The following is a 16,113-nucleotide window of genomic DNA, read 5'->3' as shown; positions in this document are numbered from 1 at the left end:
ATACTGAAGCAAAAAAGCTCCAGGAGCAAAAAGATGGAATTGGTGGAGGATGCCAAAGAGGTACTCAGAGAAACGGCAAAAAAACTCAAAGGAAGTAAAGGAGGTTCTCATGAATACTATGTTAGAGCGAGTACTTGCGGTCCTCTCTACTACCCCAGAGCGCTGGCAGCGATTGGTCAGCACACTTCCCAATGATCTGCTGATACGTCCGCCAGCCGCAGGGGAGTGGTCGGCACGCAATTGCTTACAGCATTTGGTGGATGCGGAACGTGCGCTCTTTCCTGTGCGCTTCCGCGCTCTTCTGACGGGCCAGGACTTCAGCGATTTCGATCCCAACGAGCCACACCCAGATCTTGCTACTCAGACGCCTGAACAGCTTGCGGCTGCGTTTGCACAGCATCGTCAAGAAAGTCTTGTCCTGATTCAGCAAGTGAAGGATGAGGATCTGGAGCGGACTGTCCAGCATCCGAAGTTTGGTACGGTTACCCTGGCACAGTTCCTTCATACATGGGCGGCTCACGATTTGAATCACACTATCCAGGCGGAGCGAGCGCTTATGCAACCCTTTATGCTCGGCTGCGGCCCCTGGCGTGCCTTCTTCCTAGATCACGAGATTGTGCCCCCGATGTAGGGTCCATGCTGGCATGGACTCGCCCGGCCCGCAGGCCGATACCCTGGCGCGGGTAGGTCGCTGCGCTCGGAGTCCATGCCAGCATGAGCCCTACAATCTCTTCAGTTCCTTTCTTCCTTGAATTTAGAGATACAATCAGGAGAGTACTACATGATCAGTATTGATAAGCTCATGCCGTCCGATAGGGCTGTCTGGGAAGCCCTGTTCCGCGCCTACATCGACTTCTATCAGCGGGTTGAGCCGCCCGAGATGTACGACCGGGCGTGGCGCGAATTCCAGGCAGATACGCACCTGCACGCCTTCGGTGCCAAGCTGGACGGCAGGCTTGTTGGTATAACCCATTTCCTTGTCCATCCCAGCACGTCGGGACCAGATGTCTGCTATTTACAGGATCTCTTCACTGCCTCGGATACGCGCGGTAAAGGCGTGGCTCGCGCGTTGATCGCCGCTGTCGTCGATTGGGCTGGGGCTCACGGCTGTTGTCGTGTGTACTGGACCACCCAGGCATCCAACACCACGGCACGGTACCTATACGATAAGGTGGGCGAGAACCGTGGCTTTATCCGGTATCAGATCGAACTGCCGCGTTAGTGCAGCCTTACAGACGCTACTTTGTAGGGTCCATTCCGGCATGGACCCTACGCTTCATGCTAGGCGGCAACATCCTTTAAAATCAAGACAGACAAGCTGAGCCCTCTTTAAAGAGCATGGCACATACTAAGCACACCTTTCCTACTGGCTGGTCGTATGCACATAGAGTAACTCTTGTAAATTTTGCTGATGGCTGCTATACTCTAGTTACCTGTTCAGCCAATGATGCCTTTGTATTGTTTCAGGCTGGATGCTCATTCAGCCAATTAGGAAAGGAGACAAATTGTGTTAGCACATGTTTTAGAGCATGGGCAGCAATACACGATGTGCCTCCTGGCCTTGCACACCCAGCAGGGTATCGTGTAACAGAGCCACTATCGATCTTCCTCTTTTGCTGCACCACCTCTCTGTGCTCTTTCTGATTATTCTTACTCCGTGCGAGCCACATCTTTTCTTCGGATCGAACGAACGCTTGAAGATGTTCTTCTTGCTCGATTTGAGGAGAATGAGCGTGTCTTTGCTCGCTCGCCTGGAGAGGAGTTACATTCCAATCAAGCTGAATGGGATGGATCATCATGCGTGTAACAGAGACACATTTGGAGGTAAACCAATTGGCGAATCAGCAACATCTTGACCTTCTCAAACAGAGTGTCCATACCTGGAATCAGTGGAGGCAAGAGCATTCGGATATTCGGCCTGATCTCAGTGGCTCCGATTTAGCCTGGGCTTGTTTGAGCAATGCCGACTTGAGCGGAGTAGATCTCAGCGGCGTCGACTTCACCTGGGCCGACCTCTATCGGGCCAACTTGATCAGAGCCAATCTCAGCCAAGCCAATCTCAGCGGCGCGGACTTGAGTGGCACCCATCTTTGTCGCGCGAACCTGTGTGGAGCAGACCTCAATGGGACATTGCTGTATCGAGCAAACCTGCGCGACGCGGACCTCAGCGAGACGAATCTGCAAAAGGCGGTTCTTGAAGAGACCGTGCTGAACTGAGCATGGCAAAGGAAGGATAATATGGCAAAAGAGAGAGATGACATTCTGGTCGTTGGGGAAGTGGTTGAAGTGTTTCCCAACGCCTTGTTTAAAATCCAAATCGATGAGCAGCATCATGTACTGGCAGTGCCTGCCGGACGTTTGCGGCTGTCAAATATACGTCTTGTGGCGGGTGATAAGGTGCGAGTTGCGCTCTCGCCCTACGACCTGACACGAGGCCGGATCACCTGGCGCATCAACGAAGGTCGTGGTCCCCGCTAAAACACAACCGAACCTGGCCAGGCTTTCAGAAAAATCCGAAAGCCTGGCCAGGTTCCTTAGTCCCTATTTGTTATTCATATACCTTCCCATCGTCTTCTTGCCAGAGCCTCCTCATCTCCTCACTGGTTGCGAGCAACTCGTCCAGTCTTCCTTCAGCGTCGACATGGCCATCCTTGAGCAGGATGATGTGATCGGCACGTTGCAGGGTGGCGCGCCGGTGCGTGACGACCAGGCAGGTCGTATCTTCGCGCTCAAAGATGCGTTCCCAGAGGGTGCGTTCGGTTTCGACGTCCAGCGCGCTGGAGAGGTCGTCGATTACCAGCAACTCGGCGCCGCGCACCAACATACGCGCCGCTGCCGTGCGCTGCATCTGTCCCCCCGAGAGCTTGACGCCGCGAGTACCCACTGGTGTCTCCAAACCTTCCTCCAGTGCCTGTACATCGCGCTCTAAAACAGCGCCCCGCACGGCAGCGGTCAGGGCCGCAGAGTCGTCTGGTAGCCCTAGAAGGATGTTCTGCCTGAGCGTCTCGCTGAACAGGCGTGGTACCTGTGCCGTGTATGCCGCACGGGGCGGCACAAAGAAGGAGGCAGCGTCGTCCACGACGTCGCCGTTCCAACGGATCTCGCCTGCCTCACTGGGCAGCAAGCCCAGGAGCGTCTGGAGAAGCGTTGTCTTGCCCGCGCCGACGCGCCCCGTTACCACCGTCAGTGTGCCATGGTTCAGGCGTAGGTCCACCTCGTCGATACCTCGCCCAGACTGCGGGTGGCGATAAGTTAGCCCTCGCGCCTCCACGAGGAATAACTGATCAGCCACACTGCGCGCTGGAGGCGGGACCTCGGGCAAAGGTCCACGCAAGTGCAACGGCGTATGCTCTACCAGAGCTGATGGCGGAGCATCCCCCAATAAAGCACCCATGCGGGCGAAAGCGACACCCGTCTGCTGATAGTGAGCCAGGAACTTTCCTAGCCCGGAGGTGAAATCGGCGATAAAGCTCATATATAAGACAAACAGAGCAAAGTCGCCCACCGTCATGCTACCACTGCGCAGACTGCCAGCGGCCAGCAACATGATGAGGGCCGTCCCCAGGCTCACCGTATTCTCCGTGATAGCGTCCAGAACCTGCGTCGCCAGGCGATCGGCCAGCATCGCTGTCCGGCGCTGCTCATTCAGTCGGCGGAAGCGAGCCAGGATTCGCTCTTCGGCCCCAGTGGCCTGCACCGTCTGCACCGCTGCCAGGATATCGCCGATGGCGCCAGTGACCTGGCTGGTAGCCTGACTACTGGCCTCGCGATAGCGACCCAGCGCGTTGCTCGCCCGCCGGGCGATGAGCGTCACGACCACGAGAGGCAGGATGGTAATCAAGGTCATACGAGCATCAATGTGCAGGAGCACCAGGAAGGCCACGACGGCGAGCAGACCCTGACCTGTAATCTCGTCGCTCCAGTCCACGCCATCCTCGCCTTGATAAGCATCGTCGCGAAAGCGACTGATGGTCTCGCCGATGGAGTAGGGGAGCGCATTGGCTCCTGGCCGCTTCAGAATGTGGCGCAACAGGTTGCGGCGTAGGAGCCCACTCATCGTGAAACGCATCATAATTTCAACAAAACCAGCGGTGAGCCACAGGGCCACGCGGCACAAGGCGATCACGACCAGCAGCATGATCAGTCCCGCTACCCCACCAGGCAAGTGTGCCTGACCGGTGAGGGTATCGAAGAAGGCGCGGGCTACCAGCCCTGCCAGGAGCCATGACAGGCTGAACGTCCCCCACAAGATCGCGTGCAGCAGGTAGAGCCAGGGCCTATAGCGGACCATTTGCAGCAGGTAGCGCCAGGTTGGAAGCTGTTTCATTGATAGACCTCCTCAGTGGCAACGCTCAACAAATCGGCAAAGCGTGAAGTAGGGTCGGCAGCAAGAGCCAGCCGTGGCCCGTATTCGCGCACCTGTCCATCCTCCAGAACCAGGACGTCGTGAGCATATGCGATAGTGGCCAGCCGGTGGGCCACGATGATGCCGGTACGGCCTTCAAGTAACCGCCCCAGTGCCGTATGCACCAGCCGATCCGTAGCTGGGTCCAGACGCGAGGAGGCCTCGTCCAGGATGACCAGGTCTGGATCGAGCAGCAAGATACGGGCGCATGCCAGCACCTGAGCCTGCCCGGCGGAGAGCCCTGCCCCATCGGGCAAGAGCTGGGTATCCAGCCCACACGGCAGTTCCCGTAGCCAGTTCCCCAAACCCAAGGTATCCAGCGCGGCGCGAATACGCTCATCAGGTATGCTATCATCGAAGAGCGTCAGGTTGTCGCGTACGCTGGCATGGAAAATGTTTACCTCCTGCGTGACCAGGCCAATGCGCGAGCGCAATGCCGAGAGATGAACTTCCCGCAGGTCCACTCCCCCCAGGCGCACTGCACCCGCCACAGGATCGTAGAAGCGCAGGAGGAGCCGCGTCAGCGTTGTCTTCCCGCTACCCGTGCGTCCCACCACGCCCAGCACGCGACCTGGCGCAAGCGACACGTTAACGCCACGTAGGACTGGCGCATCCTCCGCATAACTAAATGAAACATTCTCGAATTCCACCGCCAGCGGTCCTGGCGGTAGTACCACGCCAGGACCATCGATCACGCGTGGCCTGGTATTCAGGAGCGCCTCGACACGTGCCATGCTGGCGTCTGCCTGTTGCAGATCCTGTACTTCATTACGGATCTGTTCGGTTGGCTGGCGCAGCATCTCGGTACACTGAAAGATCAGGTAGACCGCGCCAATAGTCAGCGTGCCGGATGTAAACAGCATGGCACTTAGGGCGAGAGCGGCCGCCGTGCCGAGGGCAAACAACCCCTGGCTGGTAGCGCCCAGGCCATAGCCCCACATCTGTGCCTTGCGTGTGATGGCCAGCCACGAGCGCATCACCTCGGCGCAGCGGCGCAGGACAAACGCGCCCGCTCCGCTGGAGCGGATATCTTGCAAGCCAGCCAGGTATTCACCCAGGAAACCATAGAAATCAGCGCTGGCCTGGCGCTCCGCAGCCCAGGAAGGTGTGGCAGCGGCGCGGATGCGCAGCATACCCGTCAGGGCCAGTACGACAAAGACGCTCATTCCCAGGCCTACCCGCCAGTCCACGTGATAGAGTAGCCCGAGGACGCCTATCAGCAAGACGGCGTTGCCGAGCACATACACCACAAAGCGGGAGAAGAAGCGAGCCAGGGTGGCGACGTCACCATCCACCCGCTCGATTAACTCGCCCGGCGTATGGGCCGTGTGAAAAGAGGCATCCAGCCTGAGCAGGTGAGCCACAAGGTCGGCGCGCAACGTGTTGGTGGCCGTCCAGCTTACATTTTCGGCCACGTAGGTCTCGGCGACAGCCAGGCCCTGCCCCGCCAGTGCCAGGACCATGGTCAACAGTGCCAGAACGATCAGATTATGCAGATCCCCGCCCGAGGTGGCCTGATCGATAAAGTAGCTTGCGACCAGCGGTGTCATCACCTGTACAGAAATGGTGCCAACCAGGATCAGAGCTAGCAGGGCCATGCGTGGCCACTGGGGGCGCAGATAGCGGGCCAACAGCCGCCAGTAACGATTGAGAGCATGAAAGAGGTAAGTGGTCAGGAAGCGCCAGTAGCGTCTTAACTGAACGTATATCAAACTTGTTTCTTCCTTTGTCTATTGCGGAACATGAGGACACACGGTACACGTGTGCAGCATAAGAGCATAGCCTACGACAAGGTAAGGCTATGTGTGGTGGGGAAGCGGTGATGCTGAAGGGGAGACAATGTGTAGCCGCGTACGATACGCAGGCAAGCAAAAGTAGCCCTCTGAGGCGAAGTGGGCCGATTCTGAAGCGTGAAAAGAACGTCTACAGAAGAGCGGAAAACTATCTGTAGCTTCTCGAAGAAGGGTATGGCCGTATATTGAAGCGCGCAATCATCGCAATGACTCGCGGAGAGACGACCTTACCTAGTTGTAGACACAGCTCACTTCGTTTAGCAACACCTTAGCTGTGATTAAGTGCATGGTAGATTGGACCTCCAAAAATAAGATAAGCTCATAATAACCCATGCTTACTCGAAAGTCAAGTCGAAATTGAGCGGTGGATCAAAACACTCACCCATTATAGCGATGTTTTTCTGCAAGGGAGCGATCACTATCGGCGCTGTGCAAGTATTCAGCCATAGGCAGAGGTGATGCGCAGTCGCGCATCACCTCTGTTTGCATTCCTACTGAGCCGGGTCAGGCACAGGTAGCGAGGCCTGGCGAACTCGCTTATTCAAGGTGGTGGCGATGGCTAGGAGGATCAGCCAGCCTCCCAGGAGCAGCGTGCTCACCTTGGCACCCATGCTTTGAATAAGCAATCCACCGAGAATGGCTCCCAGGGATTGTGCGCCCCGGGTCATCAATTGCACTGTGCTGCTCATGCGGCCCCGCATGGTATCGGGGGTTGCCGTGAGGCGGTAGGTGTCAAGTGCGATGGAATAGATGGGGGCAACCAGTTCTTCCGCAGCGGCGATACAGCCCATCACGATGGCATTTGGGGCAATCGCGTAGAGGGGAAACATCAAGGCTTCGAGCCAGAGCATACTGATCGCGATGGTGCCGAAGGAGAAGCGCCGGCGTACCCAGTTGCTGGCGAGATTCCCGATCACCGCTCCAATCGCTGCCGCTGTGAAGATGGCTCCGATCCCGCCAGGGGAGGTATGAAGCTCCTGCGCCAGGATAAGGATCACCAGGTACCCGGCTCCATAGCGCAGGCTGTCCGCGCCGTTGACGAGGGTGAGAAATCTGAGCAAGGGCTGTTGCCACAGCCAGGAAAAGCCCTCGGCGAGGGACTGGTGCCATGGAAGCCGCACCCCCTCTTGTTGACTGCTCTGGAAATTTCCGCGCATGAGGCGCAATGAAAAGACCGACACGCCAAAGGAAAGGGCATTCGCCAGGAAGGGGAAGGCGCTCCCCAGGCTATAGAGTGTCCCCCCAAGGAGCGAGCCAAAGGTGCGTATCCCCGAGTACGCCGCCTGGGACTGGGAAAGAGCGGCAGGAAGCTGCTCCTGTGTTACCACGTTGGGCAACGAGGCCGCGTTCGCGACGCTAAACAGGGTTCCGAGCACGCCTGCCAGCGTCACCATGATATAGATGTGGAGCATGGTCAGCACATGGAACCAGAAGGCCAGGGGAATACTCAGGATCAAGAGCATGCGCCCGGCGTCGCAGAGCAGCATGACGCGTTTACGGTCCCAGGTGTCCACAAGCACGCCCGCGATGGGGCCGACCACCAGCATGGCTATGGTGCTCAAGCTTACGGCGATACCAGCCTGGAGGGCCGAACCAGTGAGGGCTAAGATCAGCAGCGGGAGCGCGATAAATTGTTGCTGATCGCCAACAAACGAAACAAGCTGACCACCCAGCAAGAGCAGGTAGTCACGGTTGCGCCAGAGGGGCTGCGTGGAGGTCGCGTTCTCTTTATGAGATAGCATGTAATAAAACTCCATTCTCACGATGTGGGGTAGAGAGGTACCCTTATATGGGGGTTCCCTGCATAGAAAAAGGCCGTGGGCAAAGACATATGGCTCACCCATGGCCTTGTTATCGCTGAGGAATGGAAGAGAAAAGCCGTGGGCGAGACCTGTATGTGTCACCCACGGCTTGTGCATTTGACGTTCTGGCTAGCTTTTTTCTCTCCAGCTTCGTGTCAATGGCTCCCTGGAAAAGGGCATAGTGAGGCCCTGGGCGACACGAAACGCGTTAACACACGCGTAACGAGAGCGAAAGCACCACGCGCTGGTGGGCTGTATCGTCGCGCTAGCCATCAATATCCCTTTCTTTGCTTTGCTACTGGAGTCGTGCATTGAGATAAGCCGAATGATAGCATATCTCTGCCTGGCAGTCAAGCAAGCTCCACTGCTGAAAGGCGGGACTTATATGTCTCTCTAGCGCCTGATATGGAGCAATGCCCAGATCTTCTCTGGCGTAAGCGGCATGTCAATGGTGGTAATACCAAGAGGGAAGAGTGCATCCAGCACGGCATTGACGATAGCTGGTGGTGCACCAATACAACCTGACTCAGCCACGCCCTTAGCCCCCAGGGGATTAAACGGCGAGGGCGTCTCGACAAAATCGGTGATAAAGGCAGGGAGCATATGCGCAAGGGGCAAGGCGTAATTCAGGAGCGTACCACTGAGAAGCTGTCCATCCTCATCATAGACAACTTCTTCATATAACGCCTGCCCAATACCCTGGGCTAGAGAGCCATGGATCTGTGCCTCCGCCAGTTCACGCTGGAGGACACGCCCACAATCATCGACGGCAACATAGTTGAGTATCTGTATCTCACCAGTATCGGGATCAATCTCCACGACAGCGAGATGCGCCCCCGAAGCATAGGCTGCACCAGCAGGACTATACTCACGCCAGGCGGCGAGTCCCTCAATCGCTGTCCCATTGGCGGGATTGGGGGCTTCACGTTCGATCAGTTCAGGCTGTTCCTCGACCTGACTCGCCAGGTCTCCAAGGGGTATAGCCTGTGTAGGTGTCCCACGAACACTGATACGTCCCTGCTCCAGTACCATGTCGGCTGCAGAAGCCTCCAGGAGACACGCGGCGCAGTGAAGCGCTTTATCTCTAACGGCTTCCGCAGCCAGCAGAACAGCCGAGCCGGTTACCTGGGTAATACGGCTCCCAAAGGTTCCCACACTATAGCCAGGCAGACTACTATCATTCATACGTACCTCTACCTGCTCATCTGGCAACTGGAAGACAGTAGCCGCGATACGGGCAAGGGTAGTGAAGTGGCCCTGACCATTATGGGCCACGCCGCATTGTACCAGGATGGTACCATCACGTCTGACGCGTACAGTGACGGCTTCGCGTGGCATATGAGCAGGAGGAGCCGCGCTATCGCCTGACAGTTCGATAAAGGAGGCGAGGCCGATGCCCAACAGCCTGGGATGTACACTCGCTCGATATGCTCGTTGCCTGGCGCGCCAGTCTGGGTAATCGCCCAATTCCAGGACACGCTCAAGGATGGCCTGGTAGTTGCCGCTATCATAGACGACACCTGTGACTGCGCGATATGGGAAATCCTGGGGGGCGATAAAATTACGACGGCGCACCTCCGCAGGATCGATATCCAGTTCATGGGCAATGCGATCCATGACGCGTTCCACAATATAGGTCGCCTCGGGTCGGCCTGCTCCCCGGTAGGGAGCAGTGGTGGCTTTGTTCGTAAATACGCCGATGACCTCGCTCTCAACCGCCTGTACCCGGTATGGTCCACATAACATGAGCGGAACACGTGTAGGCACCATTGTTGTAGTTGCAACGAGAAAGGCGCCCAGGTCGGCCAGGGAGCGTAGCTTTAAGCCAAGTAATATTCCATCTGCCTGAAAGGCGGCTTCAATATCGTGTATCTGTCCACGTCCCTGGGACTGAGCCTGCAAATCTTCATCACGTTGCTCAATCCATTTGACCGGGCGTTTGTGCGTCATCGCCAGGTAGGCGGCAACCACTTCTTCACCCAGAAATACATTCTTAGCTCCAAAGGCGCCTCCAACCTCGGCATTGTGTACGAGAATATTCTTGGTATCCAGCCCCAGGAACATGGCCAGCATCTCGCGGACACGAAAAATTGCTTGCGACGAAACCCAGGCTGAAAGTTGTCCACTGCCCGGGTCAAAGTCAAACATACAAGCCCGCGGCTCAAGAGAACTGGGCGCGAGCCGCTGATTCTCCAGGCGCAGGCGTAGGACATGATCGGCTCGTGCAAAGGCTGCCTCGCTCTCCCCACCACGCAGGTGATGCACAAAGGCCACATTTGATCCAAGATCCTCGTAGAGGAGAGGTGTCTCTGCCTCCAGGGCTTGCTCTAGATCAACCACGGCTGGCAGCACCTCGTACTCCACATCAACGAGGTCGCGCGCATCCTCTGCGATGGGCAGGGTCTCAGCCAGGATAACGGCAACAGGGTCGCCAACGTAGCGCGCTCGCTCTACCGCCAATGGATGCCGCCCAGGATCGAAGACACCCGGCATTGGGCCGATAGGCAATGTGGGTAGCGCGCCCACCAGTTCAGCGCCCGTAAAGACACCCACGACCCCAGTCAATGAGCGAGCTTCATCTAAATAGATGCGTACGATCCTGGCATGAGCGTATGGACTACGTACCACCAGCATGTGTAGCGCCGGAGGGCGTCCTACAGGTGATATAAGGTCATCAACATAGCGGGCGTTACCTGTTAGCGCCCTGTAATCCTCTCTGCGGCGCCCCGCTTGAAATGGTTGAAAAGGTTTCTGCATAGCGCCCTCTCTTTCCTAGTGGGTAGTAGCTTCTGTCATTATCAGAGAGATTTTTATATCACTCAGCACAAAACAACAACTGTGCTGAACTGTAAAAAGAGAATATCCTTCGCTTGCTTAGAATACATATGCTTGTGACTTTACACTCTTATTGGACGCAAAAAAATATGCAAAGCCATTTAGCATTGACTTTTATTTATATAGTTAGTATGATGATTATATCATCTTATCCCTGTAGTTCTGGATAGAATGTATTTCTAGGGACTTTTCAGGAAATTTTGCATTTATGTATGAACCAATTCAAACGTCTAAAGTTTTCAAGCAGATTGCTGAACAAATTGAGCAGCGCATTCTCAATGGCGAATTGCGCAACGGAGACCGGCTCCCGACAGAGCTTGAGCTGGCGAAACAGTTTCATGTCAGTCGAACCGCCGTGCGTGAAGCCATGAAAATTCTGGCCCAGAAAGGGCTGGTGGATACGCGACCGGGGCGCGGAACAATTGTCATTGATGGCGTGCATACCGCGCTCCAGAGCTCACTTGGGTTGGTCATGAAGTTGAAGTTGGGGGAGATGGGAGGGTCAGAGAATCTTTTGGAGGTACGCGAAATCCTGGAGACGGAGATTGCTGCAATCGCTGCGGAGCGTGCCACAGAGACAGAGATTACAGCCATGCGTGAAGCGATAGCAGTCATGGATGCACATATGCATGATGCCAACGCGTTTATTGTCGCGGACAATCGTTTCCACGAAGCCCTGGCACAGGCCACACAAAATATTTTAATCCTACTCCTGACCAACTCGATTGTGAACCTGCTGAGTGAGCAACGCAAACAGATATTCTCCGTTGCGGGAGGCCCTCAACGCGGGCAAATTCATCATAAGCGTATTTTTGATAGCGTCATCAGGCGTGATGCGGAGGCCGCGCGTGCAGCCATGCGTGAGCATTTACGCCAGGTGCGCGAGGATAGTGCTGATCCTGCATAGTAGTTTGTCTTGTATGATCCTGTTTACGTTGTGTGTTGCATTTGGAGGACGTTATGGCTCATCTTGGCTTTATCGGGCTAGGGGCAATGGGAGGCCGTGTCACAAAACGGCTTCTGGATGCCGGGCATACGGTGACCGGGTATAATCGCACCCGGTCGAAGGCACAATGGCTTCTCGATGCTGGCATGCGCTGGGGTGACTCTCCGCGAGCGGTGGCTGAGGCGGCAGACATTCTCTTTACTATGGTCACCAATACTAACGCATTACACCAGGTATTTCATGGTCCCGATGGCATTCTGTCCGGCCTGAGCGCTGGAAAAATCTACATTGATATGAGTACGGTCAGCCCCTCGGCTTCGCGTCACCTGGCCACCCAGGTGGCGGCAAAGGAAGCGCACATGCTCGACTCACCCGTGTCTGGGAGTGTGATTACGCTTGAGCAAGGGAAACTCTCGCTGATGGTTGGGGGCGAGAAAGCTATTTTTGAGCAGGTGCTACCGATCTTGCAGGACATCGGCCCAACCGTCAACTACGTCGGCGAAAATGGCCTGGCGGTCTTGATGAAAATCGCCATTAACCTGAATTTGCAGGTGCAAATAGAGGGCTTCTATGAAGGCTTACTCTTAGCCGTAAAGGGAGGTATCTCCCTGGAGACGGCGCTTGAGGTCATGCTCAATAGCGTCGTTGCCTCTCCCTCTCTCAAGTATCGCACTCCCTTTATTCTCAACATGCCTGAAGAGGCCTGGTTCGATGTAAACATGATGCAAAAAGATATGCTGTTGGCGGAAGAACTGGGGCGACAACTCGATGTGGCGCTTCCCAGTGTTGCACTCAGCAATCAGTTACTGACAGCGGCCCGCGCCCAGGGCCTGGCCAAACATGACTTCGCCATCGTCTACAAGGTTTTGGCTCGTATGTCCGGCATCGATCTGTAATAGCTGTGGGAGAACGCCATGTTACAGCCAGAGGCATCCAATTCTGTTCATCCAGAGTACACGCAAGGGGATGAGGAGCAGGCACGTTGGCTGGCTATGTATGAACAGATGCTCAAGATTCGCGTCTTTGAAGAGCATGTCAACGAACTCTATCGTACCGCCAGAATGCCTGGCCTGGCGCACCTCTATAGTGGTGAGGAGGCGATAGCGGTTGGCATCTGCCAGGCCTTACGACGCGATGACTACATCACCAGTACACATCGGGGGCATGGTCATTGTCTCGCCAAGGGGGCCAGAGTAGACCGCATGTTTGCGGAACTGCTGGGTAAAGAAGCGGGCTATTGCCGGGGCAAGGGTGGGTCCATGCATATCGCCGACCAGGACACAGGGAATCTGGGCGCTAATGCCATTGTGGGTGGAAGTGCTGGCATTGCCACCGGGGCTGCGATGTCCAGTAAGATGCGGGGGAGCGACCAGGTCGCGGTCTGCTTCTTTGGCGACGGTGCGCTTGGGCAGGGACTTCTCTACGAAGTCATGAATATGGCGTCCTTATGGAAGCTGCCCGTGGTCTATGTCTGCGAAAACAACCAGTACAACGAATACACACACAATGCTGAAACCACAGCAGGCGAGATGGCGCACCGGGCCAGGGCCTTTGGTCTTTTGACTGAAGAGATTGATGGGCAGGATGTGCGCGTTGTCTACGCAGCCGCGCACCGCGTGGTTGAGCGAGCGCGCCAGGGCGAGGGGCCTGCCTTCCTCCTGTGTGATACCTATCGCTACTTTGGACACCATGTCGGCGATATTCAGCGCTCCTACTACCGAGCGAAAGAAGAGGAGGAGCACTGGATACAACACCGCGACCCCCTCAAGCTCCTCGCCGAATGGTTGGGTACAGTGGGCTTCGCGGGGCATGAAACGTTTACGCAAATCGAACAACGCGTGAGAACCGAGGTTGCGGAAGGCGAGTACTTCGCACTCTCTGCACCTTTTCCCCAGCCAGGCGAGGTGGAACAAGATGTCTATGCTTAGCACCACAGCCAACCAGAAGGTCCAGGAGACCACACTTGGGCAGGCGATTCGCGAGGCCCTGGCCGAGGAAATGCGTCGGGATCCGCGTGTCTTCATCATGGGTGAAGACGTGGCCGAAGCCGGGACGCCATTCAAAGTCCTCTCCGGCCTCGTTGAGGAGTTTGGGCCCGCGCGTGTCATCGATACTCCCATCTCGGAGGCTGGAATTACAGGCATGGGAGTCGGCGGCGCAATGACAGGCATGCGCCCCATTATCGACATTATGTTTGGCGACTTTATTACCCTCGCCCTTGACCAGATCGTGAACCAGGCGGCCAAGGTTCACTATATGTCCGGTGGGAAGCTCAAAGTCCCCCTGGTCGTGCGTACGACCCTGGGGGCAACCCGTCGCACCGCGGCTCAGCATAGTCAGAGCCTGCACTCCTGGGTGAGTCATATTCCTGGTTTAAAGGTCGCCCTGCCATCCACGCCATATGACGCGAAGGGGCTACTCAAGACGGCCATTCGCGATGAGAACCCTGTCATCTTCTTCGAAGATAAGATGATGTATCAGTTGAAAGGCCCGATACCCGAAGGCGACTATACCATTCCCTTTGGGGTGGCTGATATCAAACGCGCCGGAACCGATATTACCCTGGTCGCGACCAGCAGTATGGTACAGGTCGCGCTTGAGGCGGCGGAGAAGCTTGAGACACTGGGGATAAGCGCGGAGGTGGTTGATCCGCGTACTACTGTTCCCCTGGATAGCGCGACCTTGATCGAGTCAGCCAGAAAGACCAGTCGCGTGATTGTAGTCGATGAAGGGTACGAACGCTATGGCGTCACCGCGGAACTTGCCGCAGTCATTGCCGAGGGCGCGTTCTACTACCTGGATGCCCCGGTCAGGCGCATGGGCGCTATGAATGTGCCGGTACCCTTTTCTCCCGTCCTGGAGGACCTCACAGTCCCTACCGCCACCGCGGTGGTAGATATAGCCAAAACGTTATGTGGTCGTGTCTAGACATTTCCAACGAAGGAGAGCGATATGGCGATCAAAACCTATGGCTTGATGGGCGTAGACTGGGAGGAGCGCGCGAATTTTGAGCGCTTACGCACCACGCGCCTTGCGCGGATCAAACATCTGCTGAAAGCATCGGAGATGGGGGCGCTCCTCTGCTTCGATATGAATAACATTCGCTATATTACGGCAACCCACATTGGCACCTGGGCCATGGATAAGCTGGCCCGTTTCTCTCTTTTACCCCAGGACGATGAGCCGATCATGTGGGACTTCGGCTCAGCCGCGCGCCATCACCAACTGTATGCGCCGTGGCTGAGTGAGCGTTCGCGCGCGGGTATCTCCACACAACGCGGTGCTATGTCGCCAGAGTCTGGCCGCGCTGAAGATGTGGCGCGCAAAATTCGCATCGAGCTAGAGGAACGTGGGCTCCTCCACGAGCCATTGGGAGTAGATGTGGTCGAATTGCCGGTGCTCTTCGCCTTGCAGGCCGAGGGTATTCAGGTGGTCGATGGACAGCAATTATTGCAACAGGCGCGCTTAATCAAGACAGAGGATGAGATTACGCTCCTGGCGACGGCCTGTATGATGGTCGATGCGGCGTATGACGAGCTCTATCGAGCGCTAAAACCGGGGATCCGCGAGAATGAGTGTGTCGGGTTGGTCAGCAAAGTGCTCTATGATCTGGGTTCGGAGCATGTCGAGGGTGTCAATGCCATCTCGGGCGAGCGGTGCAGCCCCCACCCGCACGTCTATACGGATCGCGCCTTGAGACCAGGCGATCCAGCCTACTTTGATATCTTGCATAGCTACAACGGGTATCGCACCTGTTACTACCGCACCTTTGTCGTGGGGAGCGCCTCCCAGGCCCAGGTCGATGCCTATAAACGGTGTCGGGAGATCCTGGATCGAGCCATCAATGCCATCAAGCCGGGTGTTACCACAGCTGATATCGTCAAGCTCTGGCCCAAAGCCGAGGAGTTTGGTTTCCCCAACGAAGAGGCCGCATTCGCGCTCCAATATGGGCATGGCGTCGGACTCTCGATCTGGGAGAAGCCTATTTTCAGCCGCCTGGTCTCGCTTGAACATCCCGAGGTCATTGCGGAAGGGATGGTTTTTGCCCTGGAAACGTTCTGGCCCGCTTCAGATGGCTGGTCCGCGGCGCGCATCGAAGAGCAACTGGTAGTGACCCATGATGGCTGTGAGGTCATTACGCGTTTCCCCGCGGAACAATTGCTGGTGGCTGGAGCGCACTACTACACTGCGACAGGCCCCCTCGCTGCTATACGTGAATCCCAGTCCAATCTCAATGCCCAGTCGAATAAGTGAACACATGCGATGTCCAGTGAGAAGAAAAGGGTGTGTCTGGTGCTATAAAACCCTCGCTTCCCACGCTTTCTAGGAGGT

Annotated in this window: 13 protein-coding genes; 9 read left to right on the top strand and 4 right to left on the bottom strand. The window is 56.3% G+C overall.

Annotated elements, in window-relative coordinates:
• Positions 1–109: 109 nt before the first annotated feature.
• The 4 genes from KTE_RS01565 to infA all read left to right on the top strand — a co-directional run bounded on the left by KTE_RS01565 (position 110) and on the right by infA (position 2,478).
• Positions 110–631 (top strand): DinB family protein, encoded by a 522-nt coding sequence (locus tag KTE_RS01565; protein WP_201377744.1) that lies wholly within the window; start codon positions 110–112, stop codon positions 629–631.
• 150 nt (positions 632–781) lie between these two features.
• On the top strand, positions 782–1,222 hold the full coding sequence (locus tag KTE_RS01560; protein ID WP_201386927.1) for a GNAT family N-acetyltransferase: 441 nt from the start codon (positions 782–784) through the stop codon (positions 1,220–1,222).
• Between the two features lie 575 nt (positions 1,223–1,797).
• On the top strand, positions 1,798–2,217 hold the full coding sequence (locus KTE_RS01555; RefSeq protein ID WP_007903705.1) for a pentapeptide repeat-containing protein: 420 nt from the start codon (positions 1,798–1,800) through the stop codon (positions 2,215–2,217).
• A gap of 21 nt (positions 2,218–2,238) precedes the next feature.
• Complete coding sequence (gene infA, locus KTE_RS01550; RefSeq protein ID WP_007903704.1) at positions 2,239–2,478, top strand: translation initiation factor IF-1; 240 nt, start codon at positions 2,239–2,241, stop codon at positions 2,476–2,478.
• A gap of 70 nt (positions 2,479–2,548) precedes the next feature.
• Here infA and KTE_RS01545 read toward each other — a convergent pair whose 3' ends face one another.
• The 4 genes from KTE_RS01545 to KTE_RS01530 form a co-directional block, all read right to left on the bottom strand.
• Positions 2,549–4,327, bottom strand: a complete 1,779-nt coding sequence (locus KTE_RS01545) for an ABC transporter ATP-binding protein (RefSeq protein WP_201377742.1) — start codon at positions 4,325–4,327, stop codon at positions 2,549–2,551.
• Positions 4,324–6,117, bottom strand: a complete 1,794-nt coding sequence (locus tag KTE_RS01540) for an ABC transporter ATP-binding protein (RefSeq protein WP_201377740.1) — start codon at positions 6,115–6,117, stop codon at positions 4,324–4,326. The genes KTE_RS01545 and KTE_RS01540 overlap by 4 nt, the downstream gene beginning before the upstream one ends.
• A gap of 572 nt (positions 6,118–6,689) precedes the next feature.
• Positions 6,690–7,940, bottom strand: coding sequence for an MFS transporter (locus KTE_RS01535; RefSeq protein WP_201377738.1), 1,251 nt, complete (start codon positions 7,938–7,940; stop codon positions 6,690–6,692).
• 453 nt (positions 7,941–8,393) lie between these two features.
• On the bottom strand, positions 8,394–10,757 hold the full coding sequence (locus KTE_RS01530; protein WP_201377737.1) for a xanthine dehydrogenase family protein molybdopterin-binding subunit: 2,364 nt from the start codon (positions 10,755–10,757) through the stop codon (positions 8,394–8,396).
• 286 nt (positions 10,758–11,043) lie between these two features.
• Between KTE_RS01530 and KTE_RS01525 the strand changes: the two genes are divergently transcribed.
• From KTE_RS01525 to KTE_RS01505, 5 genes are read left to right on the top strand one after another with little or no spacing between them, the layout of a single operon-like run.
• Positions 11,044–11,742 carry a FadR/GntR family transcriptional regulator gene (locus KTE_RS01525; RefSeq protein WP_201377736.1) on the top strand — a complete coding sequence of 233 codons (699 nt, stop codon included), beginning with the start codon at positions 11,044–11,046 and terminating at the stop codon, positions 11,740–11,742.
• Positions 11,743–11,795: 53 nt separating this feature from the next.
• Complete coding sequence (locus KTE_RS01520; RefSeq protein ID WP_201377735.1) at positions 11,796–12,677, top strand: NAD(P)-dependent oxidoreductase; 882 nt, start codon at positions 11,796–11,798, stop codon at positions 12,675–12,677.
• A gap of 18 nt (positions 12,678–12,695) precedes the next feature.
• Complete coding sequence (locus KTE_RS01515) at positions 12,696–13,709, top strand: thiamine pyrophosphate-dependent dehydrogenase E1 component subunit alpha (protein WP_201377734.1); 1,014 nt, start codon at positions 12,696–12,698, stop codon at positions 13,707–13,709.
• Positions 13,702–14,709: an alpha-ketoacid dehydrogenase subunit beta gene (locus tag KTE_RS01510; RefSeq protein ID WP_201377733.1), complete on the top strand. Its 1,008-nt coding sequence runs from the start codon at positions 13,702–13,704 to the stop codon at positions 14,707–14,709. The genes KTE_RS01515 and KTE_RS01510 overlap by 8 nt, the downstream gene beginning before the upstream one ends.
• Positions 14,710–14,733: 24 nt before the next feature.
• Positions 14,734–16,035 carry a Xaa-Pro peptidase family protein gene (locus KTE_RS01505; RefSeq protein ID WP_201377732.1) on the top strand — a complete coding sequence of 434 codons (1,302 nt, stop codon included), beginning with the start codon at positions 14,734–14,736 and terminating at the stop codon, positions 16,033–16,035.
• The last annotated feature ends 78 nt before the right edge of the window (positions 16,036–16,113 follow it).

This window comes from Ktedonobacter sp. SOSP1-85, from assembly GCF_016587415.1.
In the GTDB taxonomy this organism is placed as follows: domain Bacteria; phylum Chloroflexota; class Ktedonobacteria; order Ktedonobacterales; family Ktedonobacteraceae; genus Ktedonobacter.
The sequence above is the reverse complement of the archived record's forward strand: the minus strand, read 5'-3'. Positions and strand labels throughout refer to the sequence as shown.